The following is a 24,117-nucleotide window of genomic DNA, read 5'->3' as shown; positions in this document are numbered from 1 at the left end:
CCCGCGACGCCGACGAGCGGCGAGGCCACCGCGCCGATCAGGAACGAGGACGTGCCGAGCAGCGCGGACGCCGAACCCGCCGCGTGCGGGGTCGATGAGCGTCCCGGCGCCGCTCCCCCGTGGGGAGGTCCGGCGGGCCCGCCCGGACGGGCGGCCTGTCAGTGCCGGCCGGACAGGTACGCGGCGGTCTGAGCGGGGAGCCGGTTCAGCGGTACAGGGGCGGACGCCCGGCCAGGTCGACCGCGATGCGGCGGCCCTCGGTCTGCGCGCGGACGCCCGCCTCGCAGACCGCCGCGGCGGCGTAACCGTCCCAGGCACTCGGGCCGGTGACCTCACCGCGCCGGGTGGCGTCCACCCATGCCTGCACCTGGCGGTCGTAGGCGTTCTCGAACCGCTCCACGAAGCCCTGCGCGATGGTGCCGCCCCAGCGCCCCGCCGCGCTGGTGACCATCGCGTGCCCGTCGCCGATCCGGGCGGTGCCGCGCTCGCAGACCGCCTCGGCCTGCACCTGGTAGCCGAAGCCGCAGTTGAGGTTCACCTCGACGTCGACGACCGCGCCGCCGTCGGTTTCGAAGAGGACGAGCTGGGGGTCGTCCAGGCCGTCCGGCGCTCCGGCCGACCGCCGGGGGCGTACGACGGTGACCGAGGTGATCTCCTGGCCGAGGAGCCAGCGGGTCACGTCCATCTCGTGCACCACGGAGTCGTTGATGATCATCGCGTTGGTGAAGCCGGGCGGGGTGGCGGCGTTGCGGTGCCGGTTGTGCAGCATCAGCGGCCGGCCCAGGGTCCCGCCGTCCAGCAGCGCCTTGAGCCTGGCGTACTCGGGGTCGTACCGCCGCATGAACCCCACCTGCACCCGCCGGTGCCCGAGCCGTTGTTCGGCTTCCAGCACCCGCAGTGCGGAGGCCGCGTCCGGGGTGAGGGGCTTCTCGCACAGGACGGGCAGGTCGTGCGCGAACGCCGCGAGCAGCGCCGCCTCGTGGGCCGGCCCGGGTGAGGCGATGAGCACGGCGTCCACGTCGTCCGCGGCCATGGCCGCGGCGGGGTCGGTGTACGGGGTGCAGCCGTCGACACCTTCGGCGATCCGCTTGGCGCGCTCCGGGTCGATGTCGACGACGGCCGCCACCCGCGCCCCGCTGGTCACCTCGCTGATACGGCGGACATGGTCGGCGCCCATCCTGCCGGTGCCGATGACAGCGACGCCGAGCGTTCCGTACTGGCTCATGATCTGGTGGTGTTCCTTCCCGGATTCTCGGGTGACGAGCGGGGGCGGTGGGCGCGTCAGGCGCCGCAGGAGCGGAGGAAGTGACGGGTGCGGACGGCGATGGGCAGCGGCTTGTCCGGTTCGCAGGGGTACATGTCCTGCTCGACGATGGCGAACAGCTCCACCCCGAGGCGCTGGGCGGCGGTGAGCACCGGCTCCAGGGCGGGGACGCCGTGCGGCGGTTCGCACATCACACCGCGCTGGACGGCGGGGCCGAAGGGGATCTCGTTCGTGACGACGTCGGCGAGGACGGCGGGGTCGACCTGCTTGAGGTGGAGGTAGCCGACGCGTTCGCCGTACGTCTCGATGAGCTTGACGCTGTCGCCGCCGCAGTACGCGTAGTGCCCGGTGTCCAGGCACAGGTTGACCAGGTCGGCGTCGGTGGAGTCGAGGAACAGCTCGACGTGCTCCTCGGTGTCGATGTGGGTGTCGGCGTGCGGGTGGACCACGATGTCGAGGCCGAAGCGCTCCTTCACCTCGTACCCCAGCCGTTCCATGCCCTTGGCGAGGTGCGCCCACTGGGCACCGGACAGCTCCGGCGGCTCGATGATCTCGGCGGTCCTGTCGTCCCGCCAGAAGGAAGGGATGACGACGAGGTGCTCGGCGCCCATGGCCTGGGTGAGGCCGGCGACCCGGCTGACGTGTTCCCAGGTGGAGTCCCACACGGCCGGCCCGTGGTGCAGGGAGGTGAAGACGGTGCCGGCGGAGACCTTCAGGCCGCGCTTGGCGGTCTCGTCGGTGAGCCGGGCCGGGTCGGTCGGCAGGTATCCGTACGGGCCGAGTTCGATCCACTCGTACCCGGCGTCGGCCACCTCGTCGAGGAACCTGTCCCAGGGGACCTGCCGGGGGTCGTCGGGGAACCACACTCCCCAGGAGTCGGGGGCGGAGCCGACCCGGATCCGGTCGAGGCGGGAGGCGGTGTGGGTGTTCATACGGCTTTCCTTTCACCCGGTTGAGGGTGCGGGACGAGCGGGTGCGGGGTGCGCGCGGGTGGCGGGTGCTCGATGCGCGCGGGTGTGGGTGCTCGATGCGCGCGGGTGTGGGGGCGGATGCGGGGGGTCGTGGTGGAGGCGGGGTGCGGGGTCAGGCGGCCGGGTCGGCGGTGGCCGGGGCGCGCGGGTCGGCGGCCTCGGGGAGCCCGTCCACGTCGACACCGCGCACCCGCGCCAGCTCGTGCTCCAGGGCGGCCAGTTCGGTGCCGCCGGCCATGTGGTGGGTGAGCGCCTCCAGGGTGACCTCGCCGCGGTCGGCGTTCAGTTCGACGGTGCCGAGCCGCAACACCGTGAAGTGGTCGCCGACCATGTAGGCGTGGTGCGGGTTGTGGGTGATGAACACGACGCCGAGGCCCCGGTCGCGGGCCGCGGCGATGTACTTGAGGACCACACCGGACTGCTTGACGCCGAGGGCCGCGGTCGGCTCGTCGAGGATGAGGACGCGGGCGCCGAAGTGGACGGCGCGGGCGATGGCCACGGACTGGCGCTGGCCCCCGGAGAGCGTGCCGATGGGCTGGTCCAGGTCGTCCAGGACGACACCCATGGCCCGCAGTTCCTCGTCGGCGGTCTGCTTCATCCGGGCGATGTCGAGGCGGCGCAGCGGCCACCGGCCGCGGGTGAGCTCCGAACCGAGGAAGAAGTTCCGCCAAACCGGCATCAGCGGCACGGTGGCGAGGTCCTGGTAGACGGTGGCGATGCCCCTGTCCAGCGCCTCACGGGGCGTGGTGAGGTGGACCGGCTCGCCGTCGATGAGGAACGCGCCCTCGGTGTGGCGGTGCAGGCCGGAGATGATTTTGATGAGGGTGGACTTCCCGGCGCCGTTGTCGCCCAGGACGCAGGTGACGCGGCCGGCCCGGACGGCGAGGTCGACGCCGTGCAGGGCGCGGATGTTGCCGTACGACTTGCCGGCGCCGCGCAGCTCCACGAGGGCCGTGGCGGTCCCGGCGGCCATGGGCGCGTCGCCGCCGGTCCGCCCGTCGCCGGTCTCCTCGGCGTGGGCCCGGTCGGCGCGGGCCTTCCGGGAAGCGGTGGTCGCGTCCAAAGTGGTGGCCCCGTCCGCGGTGGCGCTCGTGGTGTCGTTCGTTGTCATGGGATCACCTCCGGGTCGCCGTGCGGCGGACCCACAGATTGACGAGGGCGGCGAGCAGGAGCATGACCCCGAGGAACGCCTTGAACCAGTCCGGGTTCCAGTTGGCGTAGACGATGCCCTGGGAGACCATGCCGAAGAGGAAGGCGCCGATCACCGGGCCGATCGCGGAGCCGTAGCCGCCCGTCAGCAGACAGCCGCCGATCACCGCCGCGATGATGTACAGGAACTCGTTGCCCACGCCCTCCCCGGACTGCACCGTGGTGAAGGAGAACAACAGGTGCATGCCGGTGAACCAGGCGCCGGCGCTGACGCCCATGAACAGCGCGATCTTGGTGAACTTCACCGGTACGCCGACGGCCCGAGCGCTGTCCTGGTTGCCGCCGACCGCGAAGATCCAGTTGCCGAACCGGGTGCGCAGCAGCAGCCAGGTCGCCGCGGCGGCGAAGAGGAGCCACCAGACGACGGTGATCTTGAGATTGACCCCGCCGATGCCGACCTCGGAGGCGAAGATCCGCCGGGCCTGCTCGAAGCCGTCCATGTCGCCGATGGAGTCGGTGGCGACGTTGCCGGTGAAGATCTTGGTGACGGCCAGGTTGGCGCCCTGGAGGATCAGGAAGGAGCCGAGGGTGACCAGGAAGCTGGGCAGCCCGGTCCTGATGAGCACCCAGCCGTTGAACGCGCCGATGGCGAGCGCGACCACCAGGGAGACGAGGATCCCGGTCCACACGTTCAGCGAGAGCTGGAAGCTGAGCATGCCGGCGGTGAGCGCGGAGGTGGTCACCGCCACACCGGCCGACAGGTCGAACTCGCCGCCGATCATGAGCAGGGCCACGGGCAGCGCCATGATGCCCATGACGGAGGCCTGGTAGAGCACGGTGGCCAGCGAGCCCGCCTCGCGGAACGAGGGGGCGGCGGCGAAGAAGAACAGGTAAACGCCGATGGCGGCGATGAGGGCGCCGATCTCGGGCCGGGCCAGAAGCCTGCGCGGCAGGGAGCGCCGTGCGGTGCGGCCGCCCTTCCGGCCGGCCGGCGAGGTGTGCGGCGGGGAACCCGCCGCCGGGACGGTTGCCTGGGTCGCGCTCATCACCGGCTGCCCTTCTTGGCGAACTCGGCGATGGCGTCGGCGTTGGACCTGTCGATGAAGGCCGGTCCGGTCAGGACGGGTTCGACCCCGCCGCCGCTGAAGTTGCCGTTGCTCCTGTACAGCCACAGCGAGTCGACCGCGAGGTAGCCCTGGAGGTAGGGCTGCTGGTCGACGGCGACCTCGACGTCGCCGGCCCGGACCGCGCGGACCAGGTCCTTGTTGAGGTCGAAGGTCGCGATCCTGGCCTTGCCGCCCGCGTCCTTGGCGGACTGCACCGCGGTGAGCGCGAAGGGCGCGCCCAGGGTGACGACGCGGTCGACGGAGGCGTCCTGCTTGAGTTTGGCGGTGATCGTGGACTTCACGGACGGCATGTCGGTGCCGTTGACGTACAGGGTGTCGGTCGTGCCCGTGAAGGTTTTCTTCACACCGGCGCAGCGGGCCTCCAGGGCGACGTGGCCCTGTTCGTGGATCACGCAGAGGACGTGCTTGGCGCCCAGTTCGTCCAGCTTCCGCCCGAACGCCTCACCGGTGACCCGCTCGTCCTGCCCGAAGTACGAGAGCAGCCCCTGCTCCTTCCAGTCCTCGATGCCGCCGTTGAAGCCGACGACCGGTATCCCGGCCTTCTTCGCCTTGGCTACCACGGCCTTCATCGCGTCGGGCTTGGCGAGGGTGACGGCGATGCCGTCGACCTTCTGGTCGATGGCGTTCTGGACCAGGTTGGCCTGGGTGGCGGCGTTGGGGTCGGCGGAGTAGACCAGCTTGACGTTGTCCTTGGCGGCGGCGTCCTGGGCACCCTTGCGGATGAGATCCCAGAAGGTGTCGCCGGGCGCGGCGTGGGTGATCATCGCGACCGTCATCGCGGGCGTACGGGCCTTGCCGGCGGGGGCGTTGCCGGCACCTTCCTCGGCCTTCTTCCCGCCGGAGCCGCTGGAGCACGCTGTGGCGGTCAGGGCGAAGGCCGCCACGACGGCGGTGGTCAGGGCGGCTCCACGGCGGGGGCGGGGCTGCGTTCTGTGGTCCATCTGTCCGGCACCTCACTGCGTGACAGGGAAAATTCGAGGAAACCGGGCCCGGGGGAAGGCGGGCCCGGGATGAACCCGGGTCAGGAGCCGTCGACGCGGCTGTTGGGAGGGGATACAAGTCCGTGACGACCTCCACTGTCAATATGTCAAGACATCATTTCAGGTGTAGGTGCGAATGTCCGTACAAACTGTTGACAGGGGTTCGCCGCACCCCCTAAACCTTGTGGGCACGGGCCTCGGATGCCCGACCGCCGGCACCGGGAGCGACGCGTATGGCTGAGTCCGCCGACATCTTCGACCTGATCACCATGGGCCGGACCGGGGTGGACATCTATCCCCTGCAGACCGGCGTTCCGCTGGCGCGGGTGGAGAGCTTCGGGAAGTTCCTGGGTGGCTCGCCCACGAACGTGGCCGTCGCCGCCGCCCGGCTCGGCCGCACCACCGCGCTGATCACCCGCACCGGCCGCGACCCCTTCGGCGCGTACGTGCACCAGGCGCTCAAGGAGTTCGGCGTCGACGACCGGTGGGTCACCCCGGTCGACGCCTACCCCACGCCCGTCACCTTCTGCGAGATCTTCCCGCCCGACGACTTCCCGCTGTACTTCTACCGGCTGCCCAAGGCCCCCGACCTGGTGATCCATCCCGGCGAACTGGATCTTGAGGCGATCCGCGCGGCGCGCGTCTTCTGGATGACGGGCACCGGCCTCAGCGAGGAACCCAGCCGCTCGGCGACCCTCGCCGCCCTCGCCGCCCGCGACAAGGCGGGCATCACCGTCTTCGACCTCGACTGGCGCCCGATGTTCTGGCGGGACCCCGCCGAGGCCCGTGCGTACTACGCCGAAGCCCTGCGCCACACCACCGTGGCCGTCGGCAACCTCGACGAGTGCGAGGTCGCCACGGGTGTGCGTGAGCCACGGGCCTGCGCCCGGGCGCTGCTGGAGGCCGGCGTCGAACTCGCCGTCGTCAAACAGGGACCCGCGGGTGTCCTCGCCGTTCACCGCGACGGCCGCACCGCCGAGGTCCCGCCCGTGCCGGTCGAGGTCGTCAACGGCCTCGGAGCGGGCGACGCGTTCGGCGGCGCCCTCTGCCACGGCCTGCTCTCCGGCTGGGAACCGGAGAAGACCATGCGGTACGCCAACGCCGCCGGCGCCCTCGTCGCCTCCCGGCTCGCGTGCTCCTCCGCCATGCCGACCCTGGACGAGATCGAAGCCCTGATCGCCCGCGGCTGAACCGCTCGCGCCCTCCTACGGAGCCTTCCTTGCCCATCAGCATCTCGGACCTCGCCACCGTGCGGGCCCGGCACCCCGAGGCCATCGCCGAAGCCGCGGCCCGCCGCACCCGCCGTCCCCTGCTCGGCGCCTCCGGCCGTCTCATGGTGGTGGCCGCCGACCACCCCGGGCGCGGCGCCCTCGGGGTCGGCGACGACCGCCTCGCCATGGCCAACCGCGCGGACCTGCTGGAGCGGTTGTGCGTGGCGCTGTCCCGGCCCGGCGTCGACGGCGTGCTCGCCACGGCCGACATCCTGGAGGACCTGCTCCTCCTCGGCGCGCTGGAGAACAAGGTCGTCATGGGCTCGATGAACCGGGGCGGCCTGGCCGGGGCACGCTTCGAGTTGGACGACCGCTTCACCGGCCACCGCGCCGAGGACATGGCCCGCCTGCGCTTCGACGCCGGCAAGCTCCTGCTGCGGATCGACTACGAGGACGAAGGGTCGCTCGCCACGATGCTGTCCACCGCGCGCGCCATCGACGACATGGCCGCCCGGCGGCTGCCCGTGTTCGTCGAGCCCTTCATCTCACGGCGCGTGGGGACGGTGGTGCGCAACGACCTGAGCGCCGAGGCCGTCACCCGGTCGATCGCCATCGCCTCGGGCCTGGCCGGGACGTCGGCGTACACCTGGCTGAAGCTGCCGGTCACCGACGACCCGGACGACATGGCCTCGGTCCTGGAGACCTCGACCCTGCCCACGGTGCTGCTCGGCGGCGAGGTCGGCCGGGACCAGGACGCGGCGTACGAGAGATGGCGCAAGGCGCTGCGCCTGCCCACCGTGCACGGCCTGATCGTCGGCCGCTCCCTGCTCTACCCGGCCGAGGGCGGTGTGGAGACGGCCGTGGACACCGCCGTCGGCCTGCTGTGACCGAACGCCCCGCCCACGGTGCCGCCCGGCCGCCGGGCGGCACCCTCCCACCGGACCTTCGAGGAAGCACACCATGACGACCCCCTTCCACCTGCCCGCGGGAGAGGCCGCGCGCGGTCCGTACGCGGTCGACGTCAGCCCGGCGTCGGCCGGCTGGGGCCATGCGAGCCTGCGCGTGCTGGAGCTGCCTCCGGACGGATGGCACGCCTTCGACACCGGCGACAGCGAGTGGATCGTGCTGCCGCTGTCCGGCTCCTGCACCGTCGCCGTCGACGGTGAGACGTTCCGGCTGACCGGCCGGGAGAGCGTCTTCACCTCGGTGACCGACTTCGCGTACGTACCCCGCGACGCGCAGGCCTCCCTCGCCTCGCGCGCCGGTGGACGCTTCGCCCTCGCCGGCGCGCGCTGCGAGCGCCGGCTCCCCGCCCGCCACTCCCCCGCCTCCGCCGTCCCCGTGGAGCTGCGCGGCACCGGCAGCTGCAGCCGCCAGGTCAACAACTTCGGCGCGGCGGGTGTGTTCCCGTGCGACCGGCTCATCGCCGTCGAGGTGATCACGCCGGGCGGCAACTGGTCCTCCTTCCCCCCGCACAAACACGACGAGCACCGGCCCGGCGAGGAGTCGGAGCTGGAGGAGATCTACTACTTCGAGTTCGCCGACGCCCCGGGCGGCGCGCCCGGCCTCGGCTACCAGCGGGTGTCGCCCTCCGGCCACGGCCGGGGTACGGATGTGCTGGCCGAGGTGCGCGGCGGTGACACCGTCCTCATCCCGAACGGCTGGCACGGCCCGTCCATGGCCGTGCCCGGCCACCACATGTACTACCTGAACGTCATGGCCGGGCCCGGCGGCGAACGCGCCTGGCTGATCAGCGACCACCCCGACCACGCCTGGATCCGCGACACCTGGCCCGACCAGCCGGTCGACCCCCGGCTCCCCCTGTACACCGCCCCGTCCCCGTGAGGTACCGATGAGCCAGCTGACCCGCCGCCTGACCGTCGCCCAGGCGCTGGTGCGTTTCCTGTCGGCGCAGTACACCGAACGCGACGGCGTCCGCCACCGCCTGATCGCCGGGACCTGGGGCATCTTCGGCCACGGCAACGTGGCGGGGATCGGCCAGGCCCTGCTGGAGACCGGCGAGGCCACCATGCCGTTCCACCAGGGCCGCAACGAGCAGTCCATGGTGCACGCCGCCGTCGGCTACGCCCGGCAGCTCAACCGGCTCTCCGCCCATGCGGTCACCACCTCCATCGGCCCCGGCGCCACCAACCTGGTCACCGGCGCGGCCCTGGCCACGATCAACCGCCTGCCCGTGCTGCTGCTGCCCGGCGACTACTTCGCCACCCGCACCGCCGACCCACTGCTCCAGCAGCTGGAGCACCCCGTGTCGGCCGACGTCTCGGTCAACGACACCCTCCGTCCCGTATCCCGGTACTTCGACCGGATCACCCGGCCCGAGGCGCTGATCGCGTCCGCGCTGCACGCGATGCGGGTGCTCGCCGACCCGGCCGAGACCGGCGCCGTGACCCTCGCCCTGCCGCAGGACGTCCAGGCGGAGGCCTTCGACTGGCCGGAGGAGTTCTTCGCCGACCGCGTCTGGCCGGTGCGCCGGACCGCCCCCGACCCCGCCGAGCTCGCCGAGGCCGTCCGCGCCGTCCGGGCGGCCGAACGACCGCTGATCGTCGCGGGCGGCGGCGTCCACCACAGCGAGGCCGAGGCCGCCCTCGCGGCGCTCGTGGACGCCACCGGCATCCCCGTCGCCTCCACGCAGGCGGGCAAGGGCTCCCTGCGCCACGACCACCCCGCCGACCTCGGTGGCATCGGGCACACCGGGACGGCGGTCTGCGACGACATCGCCCGCACCGCCGACCTGGTCATCGGCGTCGGCACCCGCCACACCGACTTCACCACCGCGTCATCGACGCTCTTCGCCCACCCCGGCGTCCGCTTCGTCAACCTCAACGTCGCCGCCTTCGACGCCCACAAGCTGGCCGCCCGCACCCTGGTCGCCGACGCCCGCGCGGGCCTGGAGGCGCTCACCGCCGCCCTCGCCGGCCACCGGGTGGATCCGGCGTACGAGGCCGAGTACCGCGCCGGCAAGGAGCGCTGGGAGGGGGTCGTGGACGGCGCCTTCCGGGCGGACGACGACGCCGTGCCGACCCAGACGCAGGTGCTGGGCGCCCTGGACGCCGTGGTCGGCGACGACGACGTCGTCATCAACGCGGCCGGGTCGCTCCCGGGCGACCTGCACAAGCTGTGGCGGGCCCGCTCCCCGCGCCAGTACCACCTGGAGTACGGCTACTCCTGCATGGGCTACGAGATCCCCGCCGGCATCGGCGTGCAGCTGGCCGCGCCCGGCACGCCCGTGTGGTCACTGGTCGGCGACGGCACCTACCTGATGCTGCCCACCGAGATCGTCACCGCCGTCCAGGAGGGCCTGCCCGTCAACGTGGTGCTGATCCAGAACCACGGATACGCCTCCATCGGAAGCCTGTCCGAGCAGACCGGCGGGGAGCGGTTCGCCACCGCCTACCGCTACCGGGCCGCCGACGGCACCTTCACCGGCGATCCGCTCCCCGTGGACCTGGCCGCCAACGCCGCCAGCCTCGGCATGGACGTCCTGCGCGCCAAGACCGTGCGTGAACTGCGCGAGGCGCTGGGCACCGCCCGCGCCTCGACCCGCCCGACCTGCGTGTACGTCGAGACCGACCCGACGCCGACCTCCCCCGCCGCGCAGGCCTGGTGGGACGTCCCGGTCGCCGCCACCGCCACCCGCGAGGCCGCGGTGGCGGCCCGCGACGCCTACGACCGCCAGGCGGCCGCCCGCCGCCGCCACCTGTGAATCCCCTCTTGGGAAGGGGTTCCACACACCCACCGAAGACCGCTCAGCACTGGATGGGCCGCAAGCCCGCCGGGCACCTCTCGGTGGCGGTGGCGCCCCCGCCGCTTCCGGCCGGAGGCCGAGGCGGCGGGGATGGTCACCCGGCTGCGTACAGCCGCGCCACCCCCACCGTCCGCGCCGCGCCCTTTGTCCGGACAAAACGACGAGAGGACTTACTGCCATCCTGACGTACGGGTATTCTCCTGCCGTGACCGCTTCCGCCTCCGCAGACGTCGACTTCGCCCTGGACCGTAACAGCCCGGTGCCGCTGTACTACCAGCTCGCCCAGCAGCTGGAGGCCGCCATCGAGCGGGGCGTCCTCACGCCGGGGAGCCTCCTGGGCAACGAGGTGGAGCTCGCGGCGCGGCTCGGCCTGTCCCGGCCCACGGTGCGGCAGGGCATCCAGTCCCTGGTGGAGAAGGGTCTGCTGGTGCGCCGCCGCGGCATCGGCACCCAGGTGGTGCACAGCCAGGTCAAGCGCCCCCTGGAGCTGAGCAGTCTGTACGACGACCTCCAGGCCGCCGACCAGAACCCCACCACCCGGGTCCTGCTGAACGAGACCCGGCCCGCCTCCGCCGAGGTCGCGGCGGCCCTCGCGCTCGCGGAGGGAAGCGACGTGCGGATGGTGGAACGCCTGCGCCTCACCCACGGACAGCCCGTCGCGCTCCTGTGCAACTTCGTTCCGACGGACCTGCTCGACCTGGACACCGCGAAGCTGGAGTCCACCGGCCTGTACCGGCTGATGCGCGCCGCGGGGATCACCCTCCACAGCGCCCGGCAGTCCATAGGGGCCCGCTGCGCGACCGCCGGGGAGGCCGAACGGCTGGAGGAGCCGGAGGGAGCCGCCCTGCTGACCATGCAGCGCACCGCGTACGACGACACCGGCCGGGCGGTGGAGTTCGGCACGCACATCTACCGGGCGTCCCGGTACACCTTCGATTTCCAGCTGCTGGTCCGCGGCTGACGACGCCCCCGCGGCGGGGGCGGACCGCCTCCCCCAACAGTGGCTCGGTCCACATGGTCGTGCCGGCGGCCCGTCCACCGGCTGCCCCAGCGGTGGTCAGCCGCGCCACCAGGAGGAGGCCACGGCCTCCCTCGCCGGCCGGCCGGGCACTCGACAGGGCGCCGCCCAGGGCGCCCGGGACGAGCCCGGCCCACGCGGACGGCCGGGGGCCGCGGCGGCGGGAGGTCACAGCGGGCGCGGGTCCCTCGACGGTTCGATGGTCTCGCCACCGGCCTGGAGCAGGCGCAGGAAGGCCTTCACGCCCGCGATGATCTCCTGGTTGTCGGTGAGCCGGTTCACCGTCGACTCGAACTCCCTGCCGAGCGCGGTGATCCTGCGGTCGGCCTCGTCGGCCCGCTCGTACGACGCCATGCCCAACGCGTCCACCGTGCGCCGCAGTTCGGCCAGCGCGCGGTACTGCTCCTCGGCCTTGTCCTCCAGGACCTTCACCCCGGCTTCGGCGTGGTCCACCCGTGCGCGCAGCTCGACCACGTCGTCGCGCGGGTACGTGACGTCCTTGAGCAGCGTCCCCAGGCGCCGCCGCAGCTGCGCGAAGTAGGCGCCCGCCGGGCGGAAAAGGGTGCTGAGCAGGAAGAACCCGGCGAACCAGTAGCCCGCGGCGTGCCCCGTCACCCAGGTCACCGCCACCACGAGACCGGCGGTCAGGACGTGCCCCGCCACGGCCGCCCGCAGCATCACGCGGGCGATGCGCGCCGCTTCGTCGTCCCGCGCCGCCGGGACGTTCAGGCCCTTGTGCCTGCTCACCGCGATCTCGGCGAGCACCGCATGCGCCCGGAAGTACAGGTTCCATGGCACGGTGAGGAGGACCAGCAGCCACAGCAGACTGATCACCCCGGCCGCCGCCACCAGGACCAGCTCCGGCGGCGCCCCGGCCACATGGGCGAGGATCAGGGCCGCGGCGGCCACCACGACCGCCAGTACCGCACCGAAGAACTTCCCCATGCCGTCCCCGCCGTCCCCCGCCGACCCGCGCGGCGGCTGCCACGCTGCGTTCCATGGTCACGCCGGGGCCCGGGGCCGCACATGAGTACGGGTACTCAGGCGGACGACGACGTGGCCCGGCACGGCGGCGGTCCCGCCGGCCCCGCTTCGCCGGGATCATCCGGTCAGTGCGCGTCGTCCAGGGTGATGACGACCTTGATGTCGTCGTCCCGTGCGGTGAACGCCTCGGTTGCGCGCTCCAGCGGCACGCGGCGGGTGATCAACCGCTCCAGCCAAGCGTCGTCGGCCTTGGCCAGGGCGTCGGCGGCCTGGTGGTAGTGGCGCAAATTGGCGTTGACCGAGCCGACGACCGCGTCGTTCCCGAGGACGAGCTCGCGGTTGAGGGCGCCCGCGTCCACGGACAGGGTGCGCCCCTTGGGCGACACGCCGGTCAGGCACACGATCCCGTACGTGTCCGTCCCGGCCATCGCGTCGAAGACCAGCGCGCCGGCCCCCGTCGCCTCGATGACGATGTCGGGCCGCACGGCCGAGGTCACCCGGTCGATGTCCTGCGCGTGGTACGTCGCCCCCAGTGCGGCGACCAGGCCCGGCTTCGGCCCGGAGGTGACCCGGTCGAGCACATGGACCTCCAGCCCGCGTTGTACGCCCAGGAGCGCCGCGAGCAGGCCGATGGGGCCCGCGCCGGTCACCAGGACGCGTCGCGGTGCGAACCAGGCGCGGGAGCCGACCCGCTCCACCTGCTCCCACGCCTTGGCGACCACGGTCGTGGGCTCCATCAGCATCCCGACCCGCTCCAGGCGCGGGTCGAGCCGGACCGCGTAGTCGCCCTCCACCGTCCAGGACCGGGAGGCGTACCCGTCGCGCTCCTTGATGCCCCGCTCGGTGTACCGGCCGTTGCGGCACATGTCGAACTCGCCGCGCTCGCAGGCCCCGCAGGGCACCGGGTCGGGCCGGCGCACCACGCCGACCACCAGGTCACCGGCGGCGAACCCGCTGTCCGGCGGGGCCTGGCGGACCCGGCCGAGCGACTCGTGACCCAGCACCAGCCGCTCCCGGCCGGGCGGTGCCCAGCCGTACTCGCCCGCGACGATCTCCTTGTCCGTGCCGCACACGCCGACCGCCAGGCCGTCCACCAGCAGCTCGCCCGGGCCGGGGGACGGGTCGGGGACCTCCGTCACCTCCAGCGAACGGGGGTGGGACGGTCGTACGGTCAGGGCTCGCATGGGCAGACCTCCTCCGGCACGTCTCCTGGTGAGGTGCCCCGGCCCGGCGATCGCTAACGCCTCGCCCTCATCCGGTCGGCCGGGCGGCGCGCGCCGGGTCGAGGGTGGAGAGCGTCGCGGCGATGCCCTGCGCGAGGTAGGGGATCCGGTGGGCCGGGACGCCGGCGATGTTGATCCGCCCGGAGGCGGTGCCGTAGATGCCGAACCGCCGGCGGAGGCGGCGCATGTCGTCGGGGGTGAGCGGCAGCGTGGAGAACATGCCCTTCTGCCGGGCGAGCGACTCCGCCTGGGTGCCGCGGCCCAGCGCGCCCAGGTGGGCGACGAGGTCGGCGCGGTTGGCGGTGATCCGGGCGCGCATGCCGTCGAGCTCGGTCCGCCAGGCCGCGCGCAGCCCGGCGTCCTCCAGGACGGTGGTGACGACGGCGGCGCCGTGCTCCGGCGGCATGGAGTACAGCGTCCGGGCGGCGTTCTGCAGGGCGGTCTCGACGTGCCGCAGGGCCGTTCGCGAGGATCCGATGACGACGGCGCAGCCGGTGCGGTCGCTGTAGAGGCCGAAGTTCTTCGAACAGCTGACGGCGATCAGCATCTCCGGCACCCGCTCGGCCAGCATCCGCGTGGCCCACAGGTCGGGCTCCAGGCCGTCGCCGAGCCCGTGGTACGCGAGGTCGACGAAGGGCACCCAGCCGTTGCGGACGGCCAGCTCGGCGAGCGCTTCCCACTCGTCGGCGGACGGATCGACTCCGGTGGGGTTGTGACAGCAGCCCTGGAGGAGGACGACGTCGTCACGCCGGGCGGCCCGCAGGTCGGCGGTCATGTCGGGCCAGGTGTACGTCCGTACCGTCAGGCCGGCCGCCTCCAGGATGGGCCGGTGGTTGACGTAGGCGGGGTCGCTGATCCACACCGTGGTGGCGGGCCGGGTGCGGCGTATGAGGTCGGCCAGCAGGCGCAGCGCGCCGGTGCCCGCGACGGTCTGGACGGCCGTGGCCCGGTCGGCGGCCGGTCCGTCGGCGCCCAGGACCAGGGAGAGCATGGCGCGGTTGAACGCCGTGTTGCCCGACGGTCCCCGGTACTCCTTGGAGGCGGAGCGCTCCGCCAGGCGTATCTCGGCCTCGCGGACCGCCGCCATGACGGGGGTGGCGCCCGTGGCGTCGCGGTAGACGCCGAGGACGAGGTCCAGGCGCTCGGGGCGGGGGTCGGCGGCGAACTCGGCGGCCAGGTCCCACAGCGGGTCGGCGGGCGGGGCGGGGAGCAGTTCAAGCATGGGTGGGAGCCTTGGGTCGGGGGCGTCGGTTGGCGAGGACGACGCCGGCGGTGATGAGGGGTACGCCGACGAGGACGGACAGCGTCGGCGCCTCGTCGAGCAGGGGGATGGCGAGGAGGACGACGGCGACGGGGCTGAGGCTGCCGACGACGGACGCGCGCTCCGCGCCGAGCCGGCGGATGGCGAACGCGTACAGCAGCCCGGCGCACAGGCCGACCCCGAGCCCCTGGACGACGAGGAACAGCGCGATGTCGCCGCCCGCCGCGTGCGCGAGGCCGGTGGGGAGGACGCCCGCCGCGACCATGAGCGCGATCACGGCCAGGGAGGGCAGGCACAGCAGCCCGATGGACCCGACCGGGTCGAGGTTCACTTCCCGCAGCCCCACCGTGTACAGCGCCCACAGCCCGCTGGCGACGAGGAGCGTGCCGGAGCCGGTCATCACGTCGGTGTCGAGCGGAACGGCGTGCCGCTGGACGAGGGCGACGACACCGACCGCGATCAGGACGAGCCCGGCCGCCTGGGTGGAGCGCGGCACGCCCCGGCCGGCCGCGACCATGAGCGCGGAGACGAAGAGCGGGACCATGCCGGGGACGATCGAGCCGACGAACGCGGCCGAGGTCAGCGAGCCGCCGTACATGGCGGCCAGGAAGAACGGCACCCCCGCCCCGCAGACGATCTTGGCAGCGGTGCCCGGCCGAACGGCGGCGAACTGCCGGCGCCGCCGCCACAGCGCGGGCGCCAGGACCAGCAGGGGCACTCCGAACCGCAGCAGGGCGGCGTCGGCCGGCAGGAGGGTCGAGGCGCTCAGGGCACGGGCGCTCAGGGCGAAGGCGGCCCAGATGGCGACGGTCAGCAGCAGCGCGGCCATGCCGACCGCGTGCGGGGACAGTCCGCGGGTGCGGACCGGCCGGGCGGCGGACGACGGCGACGCGGGTGACGGCGACGCGGGTGACGGGGACGCGAGGGACGCCGACCCGGGTGACGGCGGCCCGGACGACGGCGGCGGCGTCGGTATCGGGGCCGGGGCGTCGGCCGTCGTGTTCGTGGGGACCAAGGGGACTCCTCCAGCCTCTGACCTTGCGATGAGCAACATTAGGTCGCGAGGCGGGGCAGGCGATTGCTACTTCCACCCCCACACCCCTACCTTTGGGGCAGGATCTGCCAAGGAAGGGCTCGCATGGACGCCGTCGATCTCCACATCATCCGTGAGCTCCAGGCGGACGGGCGGCTGTCCAACCAGGACCTCGCCGACCGGGTCCGGCTGTCGCCCTCCCCCTGCCTGCGCCGGGTACGCCGCCTGGAGGACTCCGGGCTGATCCGCGGCTACACGGCCATGGTCGACCAGGTGGCCTTCGGGCTGCCGATCACGGTGTTCGTCCGGGTACGGCTGGAGCGGCACACCGCCGAGGCGGTCAACGTGTTCGAGGAGCACGTGGGCCTCATCGAGCACATCCAGGACTGCTACCTGATGGCGGGCAGCAGCGACTACCTGCTGCGCGTGGTCATCGAGAGCCTGGAGGCGTACGAAGTGCTGGTACGCACGCGGATCCACGCCATTCCCGGGATCGCGTCGATCGAGTCCAGCTTCGCCTTCGGCAGCGTCAAGCAGTCCCGGGTCTACCCCCGCCCCGGGCCCCGCCGCGTTCCTGAGGCCGGGGTCGGCGGGGCCGCCGGTCAGCGCTGGTAGGTGCCCATGAGCGCGCCGCTCGCCAGCTCCCGGCCGGCCAGCGCGCGGTGCACCGTGTCGGCCGTCGGGTGGTCGTCGAGCGGGAGCGGCTCGGAGACGGCCCAGAGGCGGAAGAAGTAGCGGTGGCGGCCGTGCCCCGGCGGGGGCAGGGGGCCGCCCCAGCCCGTCCCTCCGAAGCCGTTGGGCCACTCCCTGCCGCCGGGGGGCGTCTCGCCCTCCTCCGTGCCGGAGCTGTGGGGGTCGATGCCGGTGACCAGCCAGTGCAGGAAGGTCCCGTTGGGCGCGTCGGGGTCCTCGCAGGCGAGGACCAGTTCCGCCGCGCCGTCCGGCGCCGGCGACCAGGTCAGGGGCGGGGAGATGTCCTCGCCCTCGCCGGTGTAGCGGCGCGGGATGGTCTCGTGGTCGCCGAACGCCGCGCTGCTGAGATCGATTCCGGTCATGGGCGCGGCCCTACCCGCCACGGTTCCTCCCGTACCGGTCGCGGCCCGCGAAGTACCCGATCAGCGGGGGCGCAGCGCACAGCGCGCCGGGCCCGTCGCGCGCAGGGTGATGCCCGCGCTCACCGGCACCGTCCGGTCGACGGCGGTCACCTCGTACTCCTGGACGATCATGGCGAGTGCGAGGACGGACTCCAGCATGGAGAAGTGCCGGCCGATGCAGGCGCGGGGGCCGCCGCCGAAGGGGAACCAGGCGTACCGCGGCCGTTCCTGCTCGCGTGCGGGGGTGAACCGCTCGGGGTCGAAGCGCTCCGGGTCGTCCCAATAGCGCGGGTGGCGGTGGGTGACCCAGGGGGCGACGATCACGTTCGCGCCGGCGGGGATCGCGTGGCCGTCGATGACGGTGGCGTCGACGGCGCGGCGGCCGATGACCGGCCCCGCCGGGTAGAGGCGCATGGTCTCCTTCAGGACCATGGTCAGGTACGGCAGCGCTTCGAGGTCCGCGGCCGACGGGGTCCGTCCGGCCAGGACGCGCGCGGCCTCGGCCCTGGCCCGTTCCTGCTGCTCGGGGTGGCGGGCCAGCAGGTGCAGGGCGAAGGCCAGGGAGGTGGCCGTCGTCTCGTGCCCGGCGAGCAGGAAGACGAGCACCTGGTCTCGGATCTCGGACGCGTCGAGGCTGCCGTCCTCGTCGCTGCCGGCCTGCGCGAGGAGCGTCAGCAGGTCCTCGCCCGTCGCGTCGGCCCCCCGGGCGCGGCGCTCCTCGACGATCCGGTCGCACACCGCGTACAGCTCGTCCGTCGCGGCGGCGGCGCGGCGGTTGCCGGGCGTGGGCCATTCGCGCGGGACGTTGAGCGGGGAGTAGCCGCGCCGCATGACGTACGCGCCGATGACCGGGAAGCAGCGCTCCACGACGCCGACGGCCTCGTCGACGTCGACGCCGAAGAGGACGCGGGCGACGGCGCGCAGCGTGAGCCGGGTCATCTCGTCGACCACGTCGACCGTGTCGCCGGGAGCGGTGCGCCACTTGCGCGTCATCGCCGCGACCTCGGCGGTGACCGCCCCGGCGTACCCGTCGACCCGGCGGCGGGTGAACAGCGGCTGCACGAGCCGCCGTTGCCGTAGGTAGTCGTCGTCCTGGCTGGTCAGCAGGCCGTTGCCGAAGGACTCGCGGATCTCCTGGTAGAAGGTGTTGTCCTTGCGGAAGTTGGCCGATTCCGTCGCCAGGACGTGCTGGGCGCCCTCGGCCGAGAACACCCCGTACAGCTGCACCCGCAGGCCGGGCGGGCCCGCCGTGAGCCGGACGACGTCGCCGTACGCGCGGTGCGCGCGCAGATAGGTGGCGAGGGAGTCGCTCCTGAGGTCCAGCATCGAGCCGAGCAGCGGCAGACCTGCCGGGCCCGGTACGGGTGTCTCGGTGATCGCCATCCGCTCTCCCTGGGGTGTGCGTGCGTCGTGGGTGGACCCGATACGGGCGATTCTGCCCGACCGGCCCCCCGGGCGACGCTTCTCGCGACCCGATTCACGGGCATCGAGGCGCGGTTACGGACGGGGCGTCGCGGTTCGCCGGGGCGACCGGCCCGGGGCGGCACGTACGGGATAATGGGACCATGCGCATTTCAGCCAGGGCCGACTACGCGGTGCGAGCCGCGCTCCAGCTCGCCGCCGCGCAGGACTCGGGCCCGGTCAAGGCTGAGGCGATCGCCGCGTCGCAGGGCATCTCGCACAAGTTCCTCGAGGGCATCCTCAACGACCTGCGGCGCGGGGGGCTGGTGTACAGCCAGCGCGGCGGCAACGGCGGCTACTGGCTGGCGAAGCCGGCCGGCTCCATCACCGTCGCCGACGTCATCCGGGTCGTGGACGGGCCGCTGGTCTCGGTGCGCGGGGTGCGCCCGCCGGAGTTGGCGTACTCGGGCGCCGCCGCGTCGCTGCTGCCGCTGTGGATCGCCCTGCGGGCCAACGTCCGGCAGATCCTGGAGGGCGTGAGCCTGGCCGACGTGGCGTCGTCCAGGCTCCCGGCCGAGGTGGCGGCCCTGACGGACGACCCGGCCGCCTGGACCAACCCCTAGGCACTGCGCACGGAGTCGGTGGCTCGTTGCGTCCTCATTCGGTCGAGGTGTGACGGGGGCCGCCGGTCTCACCTGTTGGCCGGACGGCGTCCACCTTTCGAACTCCCCCTTGGGGCACGGGAGTACGTCTGACAGTATCCCTACCAATTCAGTGGGGAAACCGGGATTTCTGTGAGGTGACCGCCCGTGGCGACCGCGACAACGCCGACTCCGGCCGACGAGGTGGACTGGCCACGCGTCACCCGGGAAGTCGCCGACGACCTCGCCGTCGACGCGTCGGTCCGTGACCGGGCGGGCAAGCCGCCGTACGACGAGGCCGCCCGGCTGCGGGAGGCCGGTCTGCCGGCGCTGCTCACCCCACCCGCCACGGGCCGACCGGGTGCCGACTGGCGGTCCGCGTGCGCGGCGATCCGGGAGATCTCCGCGGCCGACAGCTCCATGGGCGAACTCCTCGCCCACCACTCGGTACTCACCTGGAGCGCCCGCTTCCTCGGCTCCGGCGGCGAACGGCGCCTTGAGCGGCGCTTCGAACGGCGCTTCGAACGGCGCGTCCTGCGCGAGGGGTGGCTCCTGGGCGGCGGCATCGACGTTCCCGGGACGGAGGCGGGCCCCGGCCTCACCCTCACACCGGAGGGCGCTGGCTACGTACTGAACGGGCGCCGGGACTTCGACGCGGGGGTGGCCGTCGCCGACCGGCTGATCGTCGGCGCGCGGTGCACCGCCACGGGTGACGTACGCATCGCGCTGGTGGACCCGGCGGACCCGGGTGTCCGCGTCGATCCGGACCACGATCGCCTCGGGCAGCGGCTCACCGGCGGCGGCGGCGTCGGCTTCGACGACGTCCCGATCGACGTGGCCGACATCCTCGGCACCGTCCCGCGCGACGAGCACGCCATCGCGCCGTTCACCGCCCTCGCCCCGCTCGCGCTGCGGCTGACGCTGGTCCACGTCACGCTGGGCGTCGCCGAGGGGGCCCTGGCCGAGGCGCGGGACATCAGCCGTGCCGCGCAGGCGGCACGGCGGCCCGCGACGGACGGCGACGACCCGTACCTCCTCCTCGCCTACGGCGAGCTGGCGACCGCCGCGCACACCGCGGCGACGGTCGTCGATCACGCGACGGAGGCCCTGGCGCGCGGGCTGGCCGCGGGGACCGCGCTCGACGTGGACGGGCTCGCCGGCATCGCCGTACCGGTCGCCGCGGCCGAGGCCGTCACCGGCCGGGCGGCCGTGCACATCACCACCCGCGTACTGGAACTCACCGACACCACCGGGTTCGACCGGTTCTGGCGCAACGCGCGCGTGCTGACCGCCCGCACGTCACCCGCCCACCGGCTCCGCGAGATCGGCGACCACTACCTCAACGGAACGCTGCCCCACCTCGCCCCGCGCAGCTGACTCACCGGGGCGCGCGCCCCGCGGCGGGAGGGCGCGGGGCGTGCTCCGGGGCCGTCGGAGGGGGCCGGGGCGGCGCCGAGGGTCAGGGCGGCCAGGGCCAGGGCGGTGAGGGCGGTGAGCCGTCGTCGCGCGCTCCGTGGGGCGCTCGTGGCTCGCGGGGGCGGGAGCATCAGGAACCTCCGGTGGGATGTGCCGCGATGTGGGTGAACGACCGGAGGTTAGGGGCGTGCGACCTCCGCGGACATGGCCGCGGCCACCACGGTCGGGGTCTCCGGGACGTGGTCCGCCTCCATGACGGACGTGGCCGGACGGGTACGGCGGGCGTTCCTGGGGACTCGCATCTCCTGAACGGGACAGCCGAGGGAGGAAACCGTGACCCCAGGGGTGCCCGACGCACCGGCCGCACGTGCGCTGCGTGCGGTGCGTGCGGTGCGTGCGGTGATCCTCGACACCGACGGGGTGATCACCGACACCGCCCGGGTCCACGCCGCGGCCTGGAAGGCGGCCTTCGATGCCTTTCTGCGCGCCCACCCGCCCGAGGACCCGGCGCAGCGCCGCCCCTTCGCAGAGGAGGACTACCTGCGGTACGTGGACGGGAGGTCCCGCCTCGACGGAGCGGCGTCCTTCCTCGCGTCGCGGGGGCTGCGGCTGCCCCCCGCCGCGGTGGAGGAGGTCGCGGCGGTGAAGGAGCGGGCGTTCACGGAAGCCCTCGGCGGGAACGGTGTCGACGCCTACCCGGGCACCGTGCGGCTGCTGCACGCGCTGCGCGACGCCGGGGTGCCGCTCGCGGCGGCCTCGGCGTCCCGGCACGCGCGCGAGGTCCTGGCCCACGCCCGCGTGCTCGGTCTCTTCGACGTGGTCGTGGACGGCACGGAGGCGGCACGCCTGGGACTGCCCGGCAAGCCCGACCCGGCGCTCTTCCTGGAGGCGGCCCGCCGCCTCGGGGTGCCGGCCGGGCGGTGCGCGGTCGTCGAGGACGCCCTGGCGGGCGTGGCCGCGGGGCGGCGCGGCGGCTTCGGGCTGGTCATCGGCGTGGACCGGACGGCGGGCCCCGGCACGGGGGACGCGCTGCGGCACGCGGGCGCCGACCTCGTCGTACACGATCCCGGAGAGCTGCTGACCGGGGACGAAGGAGCCGAGAACACAGGAGCCGAGGGCGAACGAACTGAGGGCGAAGGAGCGCATCCGTGACCGACGGGACCGACTGGACCTGGGAGTACGAGGGGTACTCGCCCGAGCAGGAGCGCCTGCGGGAATCCCTGTGCACCCTCGGCAACGGCTACTTCGCCACCCGGGGCGCCGCCACGGAGTGCGGGGCGAACGGCGTTCACTACCCCGGTACGTACGTGGCCGGCTGCTACAACCGGCTGACCTCCGACGTGGCCGGCCGGCGGGTCGAGAACGAGGACATGGTCAACCTGCCCAACTGGCTGATGCTGCGCTACCGCCTCAACGGCGAGGGGCGACCGGGCCCCTGGCTGACGCCGGACAGCCGGTGGCAGGTCGGCCACCGCCAGACCCTGGACCTGCGCCAGGGCACCCTGGAGCGCGAGACGCGGTACGAGGACGACCAGGGCCGCCGCCTGACCGTCCGCCAGCAGCGGCTCGTCCACATGGCGGACCCGCACCTGGCGGCCCTGCGCACGGTGTTCGTCGCCGAGAACTGGTCCGGCACACTCGAAGTGGAGGCCGCCATCGACGGCTCCGTCGAGAACACGGGCGTGCCCCGCTACCGGCAGCTGGCCACCCGCCACCTCATGCACGTCCACACGGGGGACGCGGCCTCGGACACGGTGTGGCTGAGGTGTCGCACCAGCACGTCCGACATCCGCGTCGGCATGGCGTCCCGCACCACCGCGGCGCTGCCCGGCACCTCCCACCACCCCGGTCGGCGTGCCGTGCAGCGCTTCCGCCTCGACCTGGAGCCGGAGCGGGCCTCCGTCGTGGACAAGACGGTCGCCGTGCACACCTCCCGGGATCCGGCGATCAGCGATCCGCTGCACGCCTCGCTCGACCGGGTGCGCCGCGCCGGCCGCTTCGAGACGCTGCTGTCGTCACACCACGCCGCGTGGCAGCAGCTGTGGCGCCGGGCCGAGATCGAGGTGCCGAACGAGGCGGGCCGGATCCTGCGGCTGCACCTGTTCCACGTCCTGCAGACGCTCTCCCCGCACACCGCCGACCTCGACGTGGGCGTCCCGGCACGGGGGCTGCACGGCGAGGCGTACCGCGGGCACATCTTCTGGGACGAGCTGTTCGTCCTGCCGTATCTGAACCTGCACTTCCCCGAGGTGTCCCGGGCGCTGCTCACCTATCGTCACCGGCGACTGGAGCGGGCCCGCTTCACCGCCCTCGACGCGGGCTGCATCGGCGCGATGTACCCGTGGCAGAGCGGCAGTGACGGCCGTGAGGAGACCCAGAGGCTCCATCTCAACCCGCGCTCGGGGCGCTGGCTGCCCGACCACTCGCACCTCCAGCACCACGTCGGCTCGGCCATCGCGTACAACGTGTGGCAGTACTGCGAGGCGAGCGGCGACAGCGAGTTCCTGCACACCAAGGGCGCGGAGATGCTGCTCCAGATCGCCCGCTTCTGGGCCTGCCGCGCCACGCACGACCCGGAGCTCGGCCGGTACCGCATCCGCGGGGTCGTCGGCCCCGACGAGTACCACGACGCCTATCCGGGAGCCGTCGAGCCGGGCCTCGACGACAACGCGTACACCAATGTCACGGCGGCCTGGGTGCTCGCCCACACCCTCGACCTGCTGCGCTCGCTGCCCGAGCCGCGCCGCCGGGAGCTCGTCGAGCGCACGGAGCTGCACCACAGCGAGCTGGAGCTGTGGGAGGACGTGTCGCGGATGCTGCACGTGCCGTTCCACGAGGGGGTCATCAGCCAGTTCGAGGGCTTCGGGGACCTGGCGGAGCTCGACTGGGAGGGGCTGCGCCGCCGGCACGGCGACGTCCGGCGGCTCGACCGGATCCTGGAGGCGGAGGGTGACAGCGTCAACCGCTACAAGGCGTCCAAGCAGGCCGATGTGCTGATGCTCGGCTACCTGTTCTCCCCCGCCGAGCTGCGCGCGCTCTTCAGCCGCCTCGGTTACGTCCTGGACGAGGAGATGTGGAGCCGGACCGTCGACTACTACCGGCACCGGACCAGCCACGGCTCGACGCTGAGCGGCCTGGTCCACGGCTGGGTGCTGGCGCGGGTGCGGCGGGCGGAGGCCTGGCGGTTCTGCCAGGAGGCCCTGGAGGGCGACATCGCGGACGTCCAGGGCGGTACGACGGGCGAGGGCATCCATCTGGGCGCGATGGCGGGCACCCTCGACCTCGTCCAGCGCGGTCTGACCGGTCTGGAGACGCGGGGCGGGGCGCTGCGGCTGGACCCGGTGCCGCTGCCGGAGCTGTCCGAGTTCTGCTTCACCCTGCGCTACCGGGGCCACTGGGGCGTACGGCTGCGGATGGCGCCCGGGAGCCTGCACATCGCGGTGCCCGGCTCGGGGCGGGACCCGATCGACGTCGAGCTGCCGGAGCGGTCCGTGCTCATCGAGCCCGGCGGGGAGTGCGAGCTGCCGCTGCCCGGGGTCGGTGACGCCCAGAGCCCCGGGTGAGGCTCGGTGCGCCGG

Annotated in this window: 22 protein-coding genes; 11 read left to right on the top strand and 11 right to left on the bottom strand. The window is 73.3% G+C overall.

Annotation, left to right across the window (positions count from 1 at the left end):
• Positions 1-192 (top strand): hypothetical protein (locus tag ABZZ38_RS25085; protein ID WP_356743826.1); only part of this gene is annotated, 192 nt, incomplete at its 5' end.
• 13 nt (positions 193-205) lie between these two features.
• Here ABZZ38_RS25085 and ABZZ38_RS25080 read toward each other — a convergent pair.
• From ABZZ38_RS25080 to ABZZ38_RS25060, 5 genes are all read right to left on the bottom strand, one after another.
• Complete coding sequence (locus ABZZ38_RS25080) at positions 206-1,225, bottom strand: Gfo/Idh/MocA family oxidoreductase (RefSeq protein WP_356743824.1); 1,020 nt, start codon at positions 1,223-1,225, stop codon at positions 206-208.
• A gap of 56 nt (positions 1,226-1,281) precedes the next feature.
• A complete protein-coding gene (locus ABZZ38_RS25075; RefSeq protein ID WP_356743822.1) occupies positions 1,282-2,196 on the bottom strand; it encodes a sugar phosphate isomerase/epimerase in 915 nt (304 codons plus the stop codon).
• 151 nt (positions 2,197-2,347) lie between these two features.
• Positions 2,348-3,208, bottom strand: a complete 861-nt coding sequence (locus ABZZ38_RS25070) for an ATP-binding cassette domain-containing protein (RefSeq protein ID WP_356743828.1) — start codon at positions 3,206-3,208, stop codon at positions 2,348-2,350.
• A gap of 142 nt (positions 3,209-3,350) precedes the next feature.
• Positions 3,351-4,430 (bottom strand): ABC transporter permease, encoded by a 1,080-nt coding sequence (locus ABZZ38_RS25065; RefSeq protein ID WP_356743820.1) that lies wholly within the window; start codon positions 4,428-4,430, stop codon positions 3,351-3,353.
• Positions 4,430-5,452, bottom strand: a complete 1,023-nt coding sequence (locus ABZZ38_RS25060) for a substrate-binding domain-containing protein (protein WP_356743819.1) — start codon at positions 5,450-5,452, stop codon at positions 4,430-4,432. Before ABZZ38_RS25060 ends, ABZZ38_RS25065 begins: the two co-directional genes overlap by 1 nt.
• A gap of 272 nt (positions 5,453-5,724) precedes the next feature.
• On the opposite strand from ABZZ38_RS25060, the gene iolC reads away from it, so the two are divergent.
• The 5 genes from iolC to ABZZ38_RS25035 all read left to right on the top strand — a co-directional run bounded on the left by iolC (position 5,725) and on the right by ABZZ38_RS25035 (position 11,429).
• A complete protein-coding gene (gene iolC / locus ABZZ38_RS25055) occupies positions 5,725-6,681 on the top strand; it encodes a 5-dehydro-2-deoxygluconokinase (protein WP_356743817.1) in 957 nt (318 codons plus the stop codon).
• Between the two features lie 29 nt (positions 6,682-6,710).
• Positions 6,711-7,589 carry a deoxyribose-phosphate aldolase gene (locus ABZZ38_RS25050; protein ID WP_356743814.1) on the top strand — a complete coding sequence of 293 codons (879 nt, stop codon included), beginning with the start codon at positions 6,711-6,713 and terminating at the stop codon, positions 7,587-7,589.
• Between the two features lie 73 nt (positions 7,590-7,662).
• The gene (gene iolB, locus ABZZ38_RS25045) at positions 7,663-8,547 is read left to right on the top strand and encodes a 5-deoxy-glucuronate isomerase (RefSeq protein WP_356743810.1); all 885 of its coding nucleotides are present in this window, start codon (positions 7,663-7,665) and stop codon (positions 8,545-8,547) included.
• 7 nt (positions 8,548-8,554) lie between these two features.
• A complete protein-coding gene (gene iolD, locus ABZZ38_RS25040; RefSeq protein ID WP_356743808.1) occupies positions 8,555-10,426 on the top strand; it encodes a 3D-(3,5/4)-trihydroxycyclohexane-1,2-dione acylhydrolase (decyclizing) in 1,872 nt (623 codons plus the stop codon).
• 247 nt (positions 10,427-10,673) lie between these two features.
• Entirely contained in the window at positions 10,674-11,429 is a 756-nt protein-coding gene (locus ABZZ38_RS25035) for a GntR family transcriptional regulator (protein ID WP_356743805.1), read from the top strand.
• A 225-nt stretch (positions 11,430-11,654) separates the two neighbouring features.
• Here ABZZ38_RS25035 and ABZZ38_RS25030 read toward each other — a convergent pair whose 3' ends face one another.
• The 4 genes from ABZZ38_RS25030 to ABZZ38_RS25015 all read right to left on the bottom strand — a co-directional run bounded on the left by ABZZ38_RS25030 (position 11,655) and on the right by ABZZ38_RS25015 (position 15,969).
• Positions 11,655-12,431: a hypothetical protein gene (locus ABZZ38_RS25030; RefSeq protein ID WP_356743801.1), complete on the bottom strand. Its 777-nt coding sequence runs from the start codon at positions 12,429-12,431 to the stop codon at positions 11,655-11,657.
• A gap of 164 nt (positions 12,432-12,595) precedes the next feature.
• Entirely contained in the window at positions 12,596-13,654 is a 1,059-nt protein-coding gene (locus ABZZ38_RS25025; RefSeq protein WP_356743799.1) for a glucose 1-dehydrogenase, read from the bottom strand.
• A 67-nt stretch (positions 13,655-13,721) separates the two neighbouring features.
• Complete coding sequence (locus ABZZ38_RS25020; protein ID WP_356743797.1) at positions 13,722-14,915, bottom strand: amino acid aminotransferase; 1,194 nt, start codon at positions 14,913-14,915, stop codon at positions 13,722-13,724.
• Entirely contained in the window at positions 14,908-15,969 is a 1,062-nt protein-coding gene (locus ABZZ38_RS25015; protein WP_356743795.1) for a DMT family transporter, read from the bottom strand. The genes ABZZ38_RS25020 and ABZZ38_RS25015 overlap by 8 nt, the downstream gene beginning before the upstream one ends.
• Positions 15,970-16,092: 123 nt before the next feature.
• Between ABZZ38_RS25015 and ABZZ38_RS25010 the strand changes: the two genes are divergently transcribed.
• A complete protein-coding gene (locus ABZZ38_RS25010) occupies positions 16,093-16,602 on the top strand; it encodes an Lrp/AsnC family transcriptional regulator (RefSeq protein ID WP_356743793.1) in 510 nt (169 codons plus the stop codon).
• Here ABZZ38_RS25010 and ABZZ38_RS25005 read toward each other — a convergent pair.
• Positions 16,590-17,042, bottom strand: a complete 453-nt coding sequence (locus ABZZ38_RS25005; RefSeq protein WP_356743791.1) for a YbhB/YbcL family Raf kinase inhibitor-like protein — start codon at positions 17,040-17,042, stop codon at positions 16,590-16,592. The two genes, ABZZ38_RS25010 and ABZZ38_RS25005, sit on opposite strands and share 13 nt — an antisense overlap.
• 60 nt (positions 17,043-17,102) lie before the next feature.
• Positions 17,103-18,464 (bottom strand): cytochrome P450, encoded by a 1,362-nt coding sequence (locus ABZZ38_RS25000; RefSeq protein ID WP_356743789.1) that lies wholly within the window; start codon positions 18,462-18,464, stop codon positions 17,103-17,105.
• Between the two features lie 182 nt (positions 18,465-18,646).
• Between ABZZ38_RS25000 and ABZZ38_RS24995 the strand changes: the two genes are divergently transcribed.
• From ABZZ38_RS24995 to ABZZ38_RS24980, 4 genes are all read left to right on the top strand, one after another.
• Entirely contained in the window at positions 18,647-19,105 is a 459-nt protein-coding gene (locus ABZZ38_RS24995) for an Rrf2 family transcriptional regulator (protein WP_356743787.1), read from the top strand.
• Positions 19,106-19,291: 186 nt separating this feature from the next.
• A complete protein-coding gene (locus ABZZ38_RS24990) occupies positions 19,292-20,500 on the top strand; it encodes an acyl-CoA dehydrogenase family protein (protein WP_356743785.1) in 1,209 nt (402 codons plus the stop codon).
• A gap of 372 nt (positions 20,501-20,872) precedes the next feature.
• Entirely contained in the window at positions 20,873-21,691 is an 819-nt protein-coding gene (locus tag ABZZ38_RS24985; RefSeq protein WP_356743783.1) for an HAD-IA family hydrolase, read from the top strand.
• Entirely contained in the window at positions 21,688-24,102 is a 2,415-nt protein-coding gene (locus ABZZ38_RS24980; protein WP_356743781.1) for a glycosyl hydrolase family 65 protein, read from the top strand. Before ABZZ38_RS24985 ends, ABZZ38_RS24980 begins: the two co-directional genes overlap by 4 nt.
• The last annotated feature ends 15 nt before the right edge of the window (positions 24,103-24,117 follow it).

The organism is Streptomyces sp. NPDC006368, assembly GCF_040612535.1.
In the GTDB taxonomy this organism is placed as follows: Bacteria; Actinomycetota; Actinomycetes; order Streptomycetales; family Streptomycetaceae; genus Streptomyces.
The sequence above is the reverse complement of the archived record's forward strand: the minus strand, read 5'-3'. Positions and strand labels throughout refer to the sequence as shown.